Source organism: Arthrobacter sp. MAHUQ-56 (assembly GCF_019710585.1).
Classification (GTDB): Bacteria; Actinomycetota; Actinomycetes; order Actinomycetales; family Micrococcaceae; genus Arthrobacter.
This window is the reverse complement of the sequence record NZ_JAIFZQ010000002.1, coordinates 297,795-310,884: the sequence shown is the minus strand read 5'-3', so window position 1 is coordinate 310,884 and position 13,090 is coordinate 297,795. Positions and strand designations below refer to the sequence as shown.

11 protein-coding genes are annotated in these 13,090 nt (G+C 66.0%); 2 read left to right on the top strand and 9 right to left on the bottom strand.

The features are described from left to right. Positions 1 to 196, bottom strand: a 196-nt coding sequence (locus K4G53_RS01550; RefSeq protein ID WP_221383728.1) for a fumarylacetoacetate hydrolase family protein, incomplete at its 3' end; no start/stop codon positions are given. A 227-nt stretch (positions 197 to 423) separates the two neighbouring features. Here K4G53_RS01550 and K4G53_RS01545 point away from each other — a divergent pair. Beyond that, positions 424 to 2,346, top strand: a complete 1,923-nt coding sequence (locus K4G53_RS01545; protein WP_221383727.1) for an FAD-binding monooxygenase — start codon at positions 424 to 426, stop codon at positions 2,344 to 2,346. On the opposite strand, the gene K4G53_RS01540 is transcribed toward K4G53_RS01545, so the two are convergent. From K4G53_RS01540 to K4G53_RS01510, 7 genes are all read right to left on the bottom strand, one after another. Then, positions 2,319 to 3,173, bottom strand: a complete 855-nt coding sequence (locus tag K4G53_RS01540; protein WP_221383726.1) for a prephenate dehydratase — start codon at positions 3,171 to 3,173, stop codon at positions 2,319 to 2,321. The genes K4G53_RS01545 and K4G53_RS01540 overlap by 28 nt on opposite strands. A gap of 90 nt (positions 3,174 to 3,263) precedes the next feature. Continuing rightward, the gene (locus K4G53_RS01535) at positions 3,264 to 5,180 is read right to left on the bottom strand and encodes an amylosucrase (protein WP_221383725.1); all 1,917 of its coding nucleotides are present in this window, start codon (positions 5,178 to 5,180) and stop codon (positions 3,264 to 3,266) included. A gap of 87 nt (positions 5,181 to 5,267) precedes the next feature. Then, positions 5,268 to 6,059: a polyphosphate--glucose phosphotransferase gene (gene ppgK / locus K4G53_RS01530; protein ID WP_374226133.1), complete on the bottom strand. Its 792-nt coding sequence runs from the start codon at positions 6,057 to 6,059 to the stop codon at positions 5,268 to 5,270. Beyond that, complete coding sequence (locus tag K4G53_RS01525) at positions 6,056 to 7,768, bottom strand: alpha-amylase family glycosyl hydrolase (protein WP_221383723.1); 1,713 nt, start codon at positions 7,766 to 7,768, stop codon at positions 6,056 to 6,058. The genes ppgK and K4G53_RS01525 overlap by 4 nt, the downstream gene beginning before the upstream one ends. A gap of 50 nt (positions 7,769 to 7,818) precedes the next feature. Further along, positions 7,819 to 8,733, bottom strand: coding sequence for a carbohydrate ABC transporter permease (locus K4G53_RS01520; protein WP_221383722.1), 915 nt, complete (start codon positions 8,731 to 8,733; stop codon positions 7,819 to 7,821). Next, entirely contained in the window at positions 8,730 to 9,665 is a 936-nt protein-coding gene (locus tag K4G53_RS01515) for a carbohydrate ABC transporter permease (protein WP_221383721.1), read from the bottom strand. The genes K4G53_RS01520 and K4G53_RS01515 overlap by 4 nt, the downstream gene beginning before the upstream one ends. A 39-nt stretch (positions 9,666 to 9,704) precedes the next feature. Further along, on the bottom strand, positions 9,705 to 10,982 hold the full coding sequence (locus K4G53_RS01510; protein WP_221383720.1) for an ABC transporter substrate-binding protein: 1,278 nt from the start codon (positions 10,980 to 10,982) through the stop codon (positions 9,705 to 9,707). A gap of 91 nt (positions 10,983 to 11,073) precedes the next feature. On the opposite strand from K4G53_RS01510, the gene K4G53_RS01505 reads away from it, so the two are divergent. After that, complete coding sequence (locus K4G53_RS01505) at positions 11,074 to 12,279, top strand: ROK family transcriptional regulator (RefSeq protein ID WP_221383719.1); 1,206 nt, start codon at positions 11,074 to 11,076, stop codon at positions 12,277 to 12,279. 35 nt (positions 12,280 to 12,314) lie between these two features. On the opposite strand, the gene K4G53_RS01500 is transcribed toward K4G53_RS01505, so the two are convergent. Further along, complete coding sequence (locus tag K4G53_RS01500) at positions 12,315 to 12,983, bottom strand: GntR family transcriptional regulator (protein ID WP_221383718.1); 669 nt, start codon at positions 12,981 to 12,983, stop codon at positions 12,315 to 12,317. Positions 12,984 to 13,090 lie beyond the last annotated feature (107 nt).

Below are 13,090 nucleotides of genomic sequence, written 5' to 3'. Positions count from 1 at the left end.
CCTCGTAGCCGAGGAGTTCGCAGCCGGCCGGCCGCTCAACGGGGCTTCCGCTGATTGCCAACGAGCTGGAAGGCTTGAGGAAGTAGGACGGCTGGGCCGGGGTGCGGCCGCGCTGGGCAGCCCGGCTGGGGTAGTTGATGTGCACCGCGATCACCTTGCGCGCTGCTGCCAGGGTGTCGCCGTTGACCTGCTCCAAAGCATCTCCTCATCAGGTACGAAATCGTATACGATCACTATCCCCAGATTCGCGGCATCCGTCAACCCCCTGATTTTCCGGAGTTTTCCGATGGGGGAGGAGCCACTTGTCGCACGCGTCACATCCGGCGTACAGTGGAAATCAAGTTTCCAGTTTTCGATTATCGAATCAAGTGTTCTGATATAGAACACATTGCTTAGTCATCCACAACGAAGTGAGGAAAACCCGTGCAGTTCCACCACCACGGATATGTATCCGGTGACCCCCGCGTCCTTCCGGCCGCCGGCGTCGGCCTTGACCGCCCCGAGGAGCTTCCGGAGGAAGTGGACGTGCTCATCGTGGGCAGCGGCCCGGCGGGGATGCTTGCCGCCGCGCAGCTGTCCATGTTTCCCAGCGTGACCACCCGCATCATCGAGCGCCGCCCCGGCCGCCTGGCCATCGGCCAGGCCGACGGCATCCAGGCCCGCAGCGTCGAGACCTTCCAGGCCTTCGGCTTCGCGGAGCGGATCATCGCAGAGGCCTACCGGATCACCGAGATGGCCTTCTGGAAGCCGGACCCCGCCAACCGCGCGAACATCGTCAGGGCTGCCCGTGCCGTGGACGATGAGACAGGCATCAGCGAATTCCCGCACCTGATCGTCAACCAGGCCCGCGTGCTGGACTACTTCGCGGAGTTTGCGGCCAACTCGCCAACCCGCCTGAAGCCCGACTATGGCTACGATTTCGAAGGCCTCGAGGTTACCGGCGCGGGCGAGTACCCGGTGACCGTGACGCTCCGGCACACCGCGGGCCCGAAGGAGGGGCAGGAGCGCATTGTCCGGGCCAAGTATGTGGTCGGCGCAGACGGCGCCCGCAGCAAGGTGCGCCAGGCGATCGGCTGCACGCTTGCCGGCGACCAGGCCAACCACGCCTGGGGCGTGATGGACACCCTCGCCGTCACCGACTTCCCCGACATCCGCACCAAGTGCGCCATCCAAGGTGAAAAAGGCAGCATCCTGCTGATCCCCCGCGAGGGCGGCCACCTGTTCCGCATGTACGTGGACCTGGGCGAGGTGGATCCGGCCACCCACCACGCCGTCCGGAACACCAGCATCGAGGAAATCATCGCCAAGGCCAATGAGATCCTCCACCCGTACACCCTGGACGTCCGCAACGTAGCCTGGCACAGCGTCTACGAGGTGGGCCACCGGCTCACGGACAGGTTCGACGATGTGCTGCCGCAGGACCGCGGAACCCGCACCCCGCGCGTCTTCATCACCGGCGACGCCTGCCACACGCACAGCGCCAAGGCCGGCCAGGGCATGAACGTCTCCATGCAGGACGGGTTCAACATCGCCTGGAAGCTGGGGCACGTCCTGGAGGGCCGCAGCCCGGAAAGCCTGCTGACGACCTACTCCGAAGAGCGGCAGGTGGTGGCCAAGAACCTGATCGACTTCGACAAGGAGTGGTCAACCATGATGGCCAAGAAGCCGGAGGACTTCGAGCACCCCTCGGACCTCGAAGACTTCTACGTGCGCACCGCGGAGTTCCCTGCCGGATTCATGACCCAGTACGCCCCGTCCCTGATCGTCGGCAGCGCCGGGCACCAGGACCTGGCCGCCGGGTTCCCCGTGGGCAAACGCTTCAAGTCCGCGCCTGTGGTCCGCGTGGGCGACACCAACCCCATCCACCTGGGCCATCACGCAACGGCTGACGGCCGCTGGCGGATCTACGTCTTCGCGGACCCCGCCCTGCCCGGCACCAACTCGGCCACCGATATGCTCGCCGAGTGGTTTGCCAAGTCGCCTGAGTCCCCGCTGGCCGCCACCCCTGCCAGCGCGGACCTGGACGCGTGGTTCGACCTGAAAGTCATCTACCAGCAGCCGCATACCGGCGTCGACATCGGCGCCGTGCCCGCCGTCTTCAAACCGCAGGTGGGCCCGTTCAAGCTCACCGACTACGAAAAGGTGTACGCCACCGACCCCAAGGCCGATATTTTCGACCTGCGGGGCCTGGACCGGAACGGCGTTGTGGTGGTGGTCCGCCCGGACCAGTACGTGGCCAACGTCCTGCCGCTGACGGCAACCGCGGAGCTCGGTGCGTTCTTCGGGCCGCTGCTGAAGGCCGCACCCGCGCAGCCGCGTCAGGCCGTGGCGGCCGCCGCCCGGTAGTCCGCCGCCGGGTAGACGCCGAGGATCCGCACCTCGGTGGTGAAGAAGTCCAGTTCCTCGAGGGCCAGCTTCAGCGGCAGGTCCTCGGGGTGGCCTTCCACATCCGCCATGAACATGGTGGCGGCAAATTCGTTGCCCACCATGTAGCTCTCCAGCCGCGTCATGTTCACGCCGTTGGTGGCGAAACCACCGAGCGCCTTGTACAGGGCGGAGGGGACGTTGCGGACGCGGAACACAAAGCTGGTGACTGCCGGTCCGGGAAGTTCCTCCCGGGTCGGCAGCGCCGTTTCCCGGGCCAGGACCACGAAGCGGGTGGTGTTGGAGGGATCGTCCTCAACCCGGGACGCAAGGACCTCCAGGCCGTAGATCTGCGCGGCGAGCGGCGGAGCGAGGGAGAGCTTGCGCGGATCGTTCCACTCGGCCACTTCACGGGCAGATCCAGCGGTGTCACCGGCAATCACCGGCTTGAGGCCGTGGTCGCGGATGAGCTTCCGGCACTGGCCCAGCGCGTGGATATGGCTGTGGACTTCGGTGGCGCCTTCGATGGTGCTGCCAGGAATGCCCAGCAGGTCGAAGTGGATGGGCAGGAAGTATTCACCCACGATCTGCAGGTTGGACTGCGGGAGCAGGATGTGGATGTCCGCCACCCGCCCGGCAATGGAGTTCTCGATCGGGATCATGGCCAGGTCCGCCTCGCCGCTGCTTACCAGCTCGAACGCGTCCTCGAAGCTGGCGCACGGGACGCTGTCCATGTCCGGGAACATCTGCTGACACGCGATATTGGAGTTGGCGCCGGGCTCACCCTGGTACGCAATCTTGGAGGCCATGGTCCGTATGGTTTCACGCGCCGCCCCCGGTGGCCCAACTGGGTGGCGCCAAGTGTCGTTATGAGCCGTCAAAACGACACTTGGCGCTGCTTAGTTGGGCGTGACGCGCAGCCAGAGGTACTGGCGGGGGAGCAGCGTGACGCCGTCGGCCAGGTCAAGGGCCGCTTCGGAGAGAAGGTCGACGGCGGCAGGCGAGTACCCGCCGAAGGTTTCCGGGGGCAGGGTCTGGGGCGAGTCGCCGAAGTTGGCCAGGGCCAGGATGGTGCTGTCGACGCCGGCCGGGTCCCCTGGCCGCTGGTACCCGAGCACCGAGCTGTTGTTCGTGGCGAAGTCCACCAGCGTGGTCCCGGCCAGTTCCGGGGTGTTGGCCCGGACCTCGATCATCCGCTTCAGGCCCGCGTACACCGCGCCTTCCGGTGTGGCGGGGTCGTCGCGGCGGGCGTACTGTTCGGCGGGGAAGTGCGGCCGGTGCACCCACCTGCTGTCAGCCTCGTGCCCCGGTTCGGAGGCGTAGGCGTAGTCATTGACCTGGCCCACCTCGTCGCCCAGGTACAGCAGCGGGACGCCGCCGGTGCTGAACGGCACCGAATGGGCCAGGAGGATCCGTTCCACCGCCTCCGCCGGGTTGACCTCCATGCCGCACAGCGACGCCGTCGTGCCTGAAATCCTGCAGTCACCTGTCTTGGGATTGTCCTGGAAGGGCACCCCACGGGCGAAGCTGCCGGGGAAGCGGTTCACGTAGAAAGAGTTCAGGAACCGCCGGTGGTCGAAGCCGTTGATCCCCAGCTCGGCGGCGTCCTCGTCCGCGAAGGTCCAGCCGATGTCGTCGTGGCTGCGCACATAGTTCACCCAGGCCGTGCCGTCCGGGATGTTGTGCCGGCGTTCCAGCGCCTGGGCCAGGAGGGAGACGTCCCGGGTGGCCAGGGACTCCCAGATCAGCGCCATCTGCAGCGGGTTGTAGGAAAGCTGGCATTCGGCGGGGTCGATGTAGAGGGCCACCTCATCCGGATGCACGATGGCTTCGGACTTGAACAGCAGCGACGGCGCCGCAAGCCTGCACACGGCGTTGAAGGCCCGCAGCAGCGTGTGGGCCTGCGGCAGGTTCTCGCAGGGAGTGCCCAGCTGCTTCCAGATGAAGGCCACGGCGTCCATGCGCAGGATGTCCACGCCCTGGTTGGCCAGGAACAGCATCTCGCCCGCCATGGCCCGGAAGACGTCCGGGTTGGAGTAGTTCAGGTCCCACTGGTAGGTGTGGAACGTGGCCCAGACCCAGCGGCCGTCCGCCATCTGGATGAAGGACCCCGGGTGGTTTTCGGGGAAGATCTCCCGGACGTTCCCTTCAAAGGCATCCGGCATGGTGCGGTCCGGGAAGATCCAGTAGTAGTCGCTGTACTCCGGGTCTCCTGCAGCAGCCTTCCGCGCCCACTCGTGCTCGTCCGAGGTGTGGTTGAAGATGAAGTCCACCACCAGGCTGATGCCGTTGCTGCGCAGTTCCGCGGCCAGCGACCGCAGCTGGTCCATGGTCCCCAGCTTGGGGTTGACCTGCCGGTAGCTGGATACCGCGTAGCCGCCGTCGGAGTGCGGCTCGGGTGCCAGGAACAGGGGCATCAGGTGCAGGTAGGTGAGGCCGAGTTCCTTGAAGTAAGGGATCCGCGCCCGCACTCCTTCCAGGCTTTCGGCATAGCGGTCCACGTAGCAGACCCCGCCCAGCATGCCGTTGGACTGGAACCAGTCCGGGTTGCCTTCCCGCTCGGCGTCCAGGGCCTTCAGCTCCTGCGGGCGCTCCTGCCAGGACCGCGCGCTCTGGACCACCAGGGCGGACAGCTGCTCCAGCCAGTCCGTCCGGTCGCCGTACAGCGAATGGAAGAGGCTGCGGAGGGTGGGAAAGTGTTCCGCCAGGCGCCGGTCAAAGTCCGGATCCGCTGCGAGGCCGAGGCCGCGTTCCCCTGCCAACGCGGACAGCACATGCTGGCGCGCTTCTTCGTCCTCGTTAACGGTTCCCTGCATGCCACAGCCCCTTCCGGCCGCCGCCGGCGCGTCCGGCGGCACTTGTACTGAAGTATTCCACGTCACACTTCAGGGGTTTTGAATGAATTATGTCCAGCCGGCGGTTGCCTGCAGGGCCGCGCCCACCACGCCCGCCGAGTTTTCCAGGCTCGCCGGAACGACCCTGGTGCGCAGTGACAGGCGGGGCAGGTATTCGATGCTGCAGGCTGAAATTCCCCCGCCGATGATGATGAGGTCCGGCGAGAACAGGAACTCCACATGCGAGAGGTACTGCTGCAGCCGGTCCGCGTACTCCACCCAGTCGAGCCCTTCGTTTTCACGGACGACGGCTGATGCCCGGGATTCCGCCTTGGAGCCGCCCACTTCCAAGTGGCCCAGCTCGAAGTTGGGTACCAGCCTGCCGTCGACGATCAGTGCAGACCCGATGCCCGTTCCCAGGGTCAGGACCAGGACAACGCCCTGCTTGGCTGCGCCGGCGCCGTAATGGGCTTCGGCCATGCCGGCGGCGTCGGCGTCATTCACGACGCAGACGGGCCGCCCAAGCCGGGACCGCAGGTAGGACTGGACGTCGAGCCCGATCCAGCCGCGGTCCATGTTTGCCGCTGACCTCGCCACTCCCCGCTGGACAATCGAGGGGATGGCGATGCCCACAGCACCGTCCGCAGCGCCAGGGCTCTCGGCTTCGAGCTCAGCGACGAGCCGGTCCATGGTGTCTGCAACGGCCTCCACGCTGCCGCCGGGCGGTGTCTGGAGGCGGCGGACTGGCCCGGCAGGGGCGCCGCCGGCAAGGTCGACGAGTGCGCCCTTGATCCACGTCCCGCCAACATCGATCCCGACCCGGAAACCCGGTCCCGCCGCGGCTTCGGGGCTGGCGGTCACCGGAGCCACGCGGTGGCAGCGCCTGGCAGGCTGCCTGCCTCCAGCGGTGAACTGGAGACCAGCACCTCACCGGCGGGAAGTTCGAAGGCTTCGGTGCCGAAGTTCGTCACGGAAGTCCAGCCGTTGGGACGGCGGAAGGCCACGACGTCATCACGGCCGGTATCCAGCCACTCCAGCGCTTCAGCTGTCTGCAGCTGCGACCGCAGGGCCATTGCCCGCCGGTAGAGGGACAGGGTGGAGCCCACCTGTCCTTCCTGGGCCTCCACCGAGCTGCCCGTAAACCATGCCGGCTGGGGCAGGTGGGAGGCGCCGGCCCCGAAGCCGAAGGATGCGCCGCCGGAGGTCCAGGGCAGCGGGACGCGGCAGCCGTCGCGGCCGATGTCCACGCCCTTGTTCCGGAAGAAGGCCGGGTCCTGGCGCTCGGAATCGGGGATTTCGCAGCCTACTTCCTGCAGGCCCAGTTCCTCGCCCTGGTACAGGTACGCGGAGCCGGGCAGGGCGAACATCAGCAGGGACGCGGCGCGGGCCCGGCGCAGGCCGAGTTCGACGTCGACGTCCTCCTGCCTGCCCCCGGCCAGCAGCCACTGCTTGCCCGCCTGCCCCGCCATGATGCCCTCGGCCGAATCTTCGGACGCAGGAAGCCCATAGCGGGTGGCATGCCGGACGACGTCGTGGTTGGAGAACACCCAGGTGGACGAAGCACCCGACGCTTCAGCCTCGGCGAGGTTCTTGGTGATGATCGTCCGGAACTGGGCGGCGTCGAAGTCAGCCTGCAGCAGGTCGAAGTTGAAGGCCTGGCCCAGTCCCTCCGGGCTCGCGTAGCGGGCGCGGCGGTCCGCGTGCACCCAGGCTTCGGCGACGGCGGTCCGCGGTGGGGTGTATTCGTTGAACAGCCTGCGCCACTCGGCATAGATCTCGTGGACTTCGTCACGGTCCCAGTAGGGGTGCCGGCCCTCGAGGTACAGCGCCTCGCCCTGGGCCTCGAGGTCTGCCGTGGTGGGCAGGGTTTCTTCGAGGTTCTTGGTCAGTGCGTGGGCGACGTCGATGCGGAAGCCGTCCACGCCGCGGTCAGACCAGAAGCGCAGCGTCGACAGGAAGTCCTCCCGGACCTCCCGGTTGTCCCAGTTAAAGTCGGGCTGTTCCTTGGCGAAAATATGCATGTACCACTGGCCGGGGGTGCCGTCCGGTTCGGTAATGCGCTCCCACGCCGGGCCGCCGAACACCGAGACCCAGTCCGACGGCGGCAGTTCACCGTTTTCGCCCAGCCCGTCACGGAAGACGTAGCGGTCACGGGCGGCGGAGCCCCTGGGCGCGGCGAGGGCTTCGCGGAACCATTCGTGGCGGTCCGAGGAGTGGTTGGGCACGATGTCCACGATCAGCTTGATGCCCGCATCATGCAGGGCCTTGGCCATCGCATCGAAGTCCTCCAGCGTGCCCAGCCGCGGGTCCACGTTGCGGTAGTCGTCCACGTCGTAGCCGCCGTCGGCCAGGGCGGAGGGGTAGAAGGGGCTCAGCCAGACGGCGTCGATGCCCAGTTCCCTCAGATAGGGGACCTTTGCGGTGATGCCGTTGATATCTCCCATTCCATCGCCGTTGGAATCCGCGAAGCTGCGGGGGTAGATCTGGTACACGGACGCCTGGCGCCACCAGGTGGGATCGTCCATCCGGAGTGCGTCGGTGCGGGTTGCCATGGTGGCGGTGGTGGGCAAGATTGGTTCCTTCGGTTCTTGGTGCAGGGCGAGGGCTGGGCGCGGGGTCACTACTTGACGGCCCCCTGGGTGAGGCCGGACATCACCCAGCGCTGGGTAAACAGGTAGACGACGATGGCCGGCGCCATCGCCATGAGGTAAGAGGCAAAGGCGACGTTGTAGCTGTTGCTGAACTGCGTCTGGAAGATCTTTTGCAGCACCGGGATGGTCTGCATTTCCGGGTCGGAAATGATGAGCGAGGGCATCATGAAGTCGTTCCAGGAGGCGATGAAGGCAAAGATGCCGACCGTTGCGCTCATGGGTCCGAGCAACGGGAAGATGAGCCGCCAAAACACCTGCCAGGTGCCGGCGCCGTCCATGCGCATGCTTTCCTCCAGCTCCAGGGGGATGGAGCGCAGGAACGCGGTAAACAGCATCGTGTTGAACGCCAGGGCAAAGACGATATGCAGGATCGCCACGCCGAGCGGATTATCAAGCCCCACGAGCCCCGTGAGTTGGATTTGCGGGAGCGCCACCACCGGGAACGGAATGAACATGGCCGCGAGCAGGTAGAAGAACGACCAGCGGAAGAGCCGGCGGTCCCAGTTGCGGACGATCGCGTAGGCTGCCAGCGCCGAGACGACGATCTCCCCGATGACTGCGGTTACAGACACGAACACCGAGATCGCGAAGCCCCGGGGGAAGTTGGTCAGTGTCCAGGCCTGGACGAAACTGTCGAAGCTCAGGGGGCTCGGCAAGGAGAACGCGTTGCCGTCGACCGCCTGGCCGGTGGTCTTGAACGCCATGCTGATGGTGACGTACAGCGGGACGAGCACGGCGAGCGTACAGGCGGCCAGGATGGCTGTTGCCGGCCAGTTCGTGCGTTCCTGTCCCGTGCGGATCCGGCGCTTTCCGGCGGCCGGTCCTGCGGTGATTGGTCCTGAGGTAGTTGGTTCTGCGGGGACGGTGCGGGTCGCGTTGCTCATGCGATCCCTCCTTTGCCACGGGTGAAGCGGAGCTGGATGAGTGCGATGGCAATGCTGATGAGGAAGAAGACCACGGCATTGGCCATCTGGTAGGCGTAGTCGCCGCCTTCGAAGCCGCGGAAGATCGCCATGGCGACGCTGCGGGTGGCAACGCCGGGGCCGCCGTCGGTCAGGCCCACGATGATGTCGTAGGCGTTGAGGTAGTTCTTGAAACCGAGCACCGTGTTGATCACGGCGTACCCGGCAACGAGCGGCAGGGTGATGTGCCGCAGGTTGTGCCAGGGCGTTGCACCGTCGATGGAGCTCGCCTCGTAGACCTCCGCCGGGACCGTGAGGAGCCCGGCAATGTAGATCAGCATGGCACTCGGAATCGACTGCCACGCCGTGACGAAGACGATCGCCAGCCAGGCGAGGTCGGGGTTGGCAAGGATGCTTGAGGCGAGCGGTTCGATTCCCATGCCCTTGCCCAGCAGGGGCAGCGAGTTCGAGAAGAGATACTGGAAGACAAAGGCGATGACGATGCCCGAGATCACCATCGGGATCACGAACACCGTGCGCAGCGCAGTGCGGAAGCGGACCCGGGAGGTCAGTCCCAGGGCCAGCAGGAAAGCCAGGATATTCACGACGACGACGGTCACGAGCGAAAAGGCGAGCGTGAATCCGTAGGCGCCGAGGATTCCTTCGTCACGGAAAACCGCGATGAAGTTGCGGATGCCAATGAACTCGAAGTCGCCGAAGCCCACGGAGTTGGTAAAGCTGTAGACGAATCCGAGCACGGCCGGAAGCGTCACGGCCAGCGTGAAAATCGCCAGCGAAGGGAACAGGAAGAAGTAGTACAGCGGGTCGACCCGGCTCTTGCGGGCCGTTGCCGCTTTGGGCGCTGCCTCGGGGGGCACCACCGTTATGGTGGAAGGTTTCGTCATTGATGACATGGGTGGGTCCTCGTTTCGTGCATCAGATCGGAAGTGCGGTTACGCCCGGAAGGCCAGGCGCGCCCAGTCGGCGTCCATCCGGCGCAGCGTGCCCTCGGGGTCGGCGCCCCCGATGATCGACTGGATGTAGTTGGCGGCCGGGATAGTGTTCGGGATGAACTGGGAGGCGCCCATGTAGAAACGGCCCTCGTCGTAGTACTTCTGCATCTCGACGATCCGCGGGTCGGTGACCGGGGGAGCGTCCTTGACCGTACCGAACCCCAGGAACTTGGCGTTGTAGGGGTTCTGGACCTCCGGCTGCAAAAGGTACTGCAGGAAGGCGCGCGCCCCTTCCTGGCCGTTCGAGACCTCGGGGACCCAGAGCGAGAGGTCGATGTTCACGCGGACCTTCAGGTCGGCGGGGTCGGCGGTCATGGGCAGGGGGAAGGTGCCGAGGTCCAGGTCAGTGCCTGCCTTTTCGATTTCCCCGAAGGCCCACGGCCCTTGGAAGTACATGGCCGCCTGTCCCTGCGCCATGGCGGTGTTGCCATCACCGTAGCCCCGGCTGGAGGCATCGGGGTTTACGTACTTCGTCAACTGGACCATGCGCTGCACCGGTTCCAGCATGGTCTTCTGGAATGACACTTCGGACTCCGGCCCGACGTCCTCGCCAATTTCGTGCATCTTCTTGTAGAAGCCGCGTACGTCGACCATGCCGCCCACGGTGTAGTCGAACAGGCCCTGCGCCACTGTCCATGGATCGCGGAAGGTCCCGTAGATCGGAGTTACGCCGGCTGCCTTCAACCGCTCACACACCTCGATGAGTTCGTCCCAGGTGGTGGGGACAGTGAGGCCGTGCTCTGCAAAGATGCGGCGGTTGTAGATGACCGAGGCCGCCATGACCGAATAGGGGATGACGCTTGTCCGGCCGGCGTAGGTGGGATACCAGTTTGTCAGGTCCAGCACGTCGTCCCGGATGGAGGCTGCTTCGGGGAGGTCGGAAAGGTCCGAGAGCGCCCCGCGCTCCATGAACCGGGCCATCTCCAGGTTGTAGTTGAGGCAGCCAAGATCGGGGGGACTGCTGCGGACGAAGCTGGCGGAGAGGTTGGTTGCCATATCGTGCAGGACGCGGAACCGGTCCTGGGATTCGGTGAATTTGGCCGCCAGGTCGCGGAAATACGGAACCGCTTCAGGTTTGGACTGGTGGAACGTAATGGTTGGCCTGGTGCCTGCCGGGGAGCACCCGGCCAGGCCGAAAGCGGCCAGCGCACCCCCGGCAGCGGCGAGGAAAGTGCGTCGGGAGACTCGCGTCCCTGCAGGCGTCAAAGGTGGCAACATCGGCTCCTAAGGGCTTTCGAAAGAGAATTTATTTGGATCTTATATTTAGGTCCTATACGAGGATGGGGGACGCAGGGGCTATCGTCAAGGGGTGGACGGAACTACGGCGAGCTCGACCCAACTGTTACGGCAGATCAACTCGGAGGCACTGCTGCGCTTCGCCCTCCAGGAGCAAGTGTTCACGGCGGGGGAGGCCATGGCCGCGACCGGGCTGACGCGCGCGACGGTGCTGGGCGTTTGCGACGGCCTTGTTGGCGCGGGATGGCTTGAGGAAGTAAGCGACGGCGGCGACGCCGGGCCTGCGCCCAAAGGCCGGCCGGCGCGCCGCTACCAACTGCGCGAAGCTGCAGGCGTGGTTGTGGGGCTGGATGCCGGCGAAGGCTATCTCACCACCCTCGTTACGGACCTGCGCGGCCGCGGGCTTGGCAAGCGCCGCAAAAGCATCGACTCGCATGCGCTGGGACGTGCCGGGCGTGTTGCAAGCGCACGGGAGTTGATCGGCCAGGCGCTGGCGGATGCGGGGTGCGGGGACGATGACGTCCTGCTCACGGTGGTCGGCGTGCCCGCGCCGGTGGACGCCGAGGGCATGTCCCCGGAGGGAGGCGAATTCTGGCAGCTGATGAATTCCGGTTTCGCCCCTGCCCTTCCCGGCACTGTCATCGTCGAGAATGACGCCAACCTCGCCGCCATTGCGGAGCAGGCGCAGGAACCGTCCGCCAACGTGGCAACCCTCTTGTCGGGGGAGCGGTTTGGCGCCGGCCTGATCGTGGACGGACGCCTGCTGCGGGGGCGCCAGGGCGGCGCCGGCGAAATGCGGTTCCTGGATGTGTTCGACAGCAAGCTCGTACCCGACGAAGGAGGCTCGGACGGGCTGGGGGCGCTTGCGCGCAAGTGGGCACGCAAAGGCATCCATTCCTACGGCGGAACCACCTCGCTGCGCCGCCTTCCCGAGGAGGGGATCCAGGCGGAGGACGTGTTCCAGGCGGCCCGCGAGGGGGATCCGCTGGCAGGGGACATTATTGACCGGCTGGGCGCACGCCTGGCCCGGATCGCCGTGGTGCTCTCCAGTTTGCTCGACATTGAGCGGGTGGTCATCGCGGGCGGGATCTCAAGCGCCATCGGGCCCGTCCTGGAGCATGCGCGCAGTCTGCTCCCCACGGACTCCGGACTGCCCCTCCCGTCCCTGGTTGCGAGCACGCTCGGGGCGGAGGTGGTGGTCCAGGGGGCCATCGAGTCCGCGCTCATGCGGATCAGGCGTGAGCCCATGGCGTTCCTCCCCCGGGCCGCGCGTTCCTGACTCCTGGGTGCGGGGGGGGCTGGCGCGCCGGTGGGCTAGAGGACGTTGCGGATGGCCTGCTCGAAGCTGCTGACGTGCTCCAGGGCCAGCTTGCCCGCCCGCTCGGAATCGCCGTCGGCCACGGCCTCCAGCAGTTCCACGTGCTCGGCGATGTGCTCTGCCACGGAAGGCACCTTCTCCAGCACCATGCACCAGATGCGCGTGGCCAGGTTGTCGTAGCGGATCAGGACGTCCTCGAGGTGGGCATTTGCCGCCGCCCGGTAGATCAGGCGGTGCACCTTGATGTCGTAGCGCATCAGGTCGTAGGGGTCATCGCCCGGGTCCATGCCGGCAATCGCCTTGGCCGTCGCCCGGATCTCGGCCCGCAGCGCCGGCGTCGCCAGCTTGGCCGCACGCCGCGCGGCAAGGGGTTCCAGGGATTCGCGCAGTTCCGAGACGTCCGCGAGTTCGGTGATGTCGACGACGGTGGCAAAGGTTCCGCGCCTTGGGTACGAGACCACGAGGTGGTCGCTTTCCAGGCGCTTGAGCGCTTCGCGCACCGGCGTGCGGCCGATGCCGAGGTCCGTGGCGATCTTGCCGTCGTTGATCGCCTCACCCGGCCGGATGTCGAGCATGATGAGGCGGTCCCGAAGGTGCCGGTAGGCCTGCTCGGCGAGCGAAAGGTCCCCGTCCCCGACGAGGTGGTTCTCGAGTGTGACGCTCATTTCGAGGGCTCCCAAGGTAGCTATTGACTGCGACGTGATCTGCAACATACTATTACGTCAGTTCTAATATATCAGTTACAGATCAGTTATGGATCAGTAACTCCGAA

Excerpts from the sequence above, each read along its gene's own strand:
- K4G53_RS01520 (WP_221383722.1), bottom strand. The coding sequence starts at position 8,733 with ATGAGCAACGCGACCCGCACCGTCCCCGCAGAACCAACTACCTCAGGA.
- K4G53_RS01540 (WP_221383726.1), bottom strand. The coding sequence starts at position 3,173 with ATGGCCTCCAAGATTGCGTACCAGGGTGAGCCCGGCGCCAACTCCAAT.
- K4G53_RS01500 (WP_221383718.1), bottom strand. The coding sequence starts at position 12,983 with ATGAGCGTCACACTCGAGAACCACCTCGTCGGGGACGGGGACCTTTCG.
- K4G53_RS01535 (WP_221383725.1), bottom strand. The coding sequence starts at position 5,180 with ATGCAGGGAACCGTTAACGAGGACGAAGAAGCGCGCCAGCATGTGCTG.
- K4G53_RS01515 (WP_221383721.1), bottom strand. The coding sequence starts at position 9,665 with ATGTCATCAATGACGAAACCTTCCACCATAACGGTGGTGCCCCCCGAG.
- K4G53_RS01510 (WP_221383720.1), bottom strand. The coding sequence starts at position 10,982 with ATGTTGCCACCTTTGACGCCTGCAGGGACGCGAGTCTCCCGACGCACT.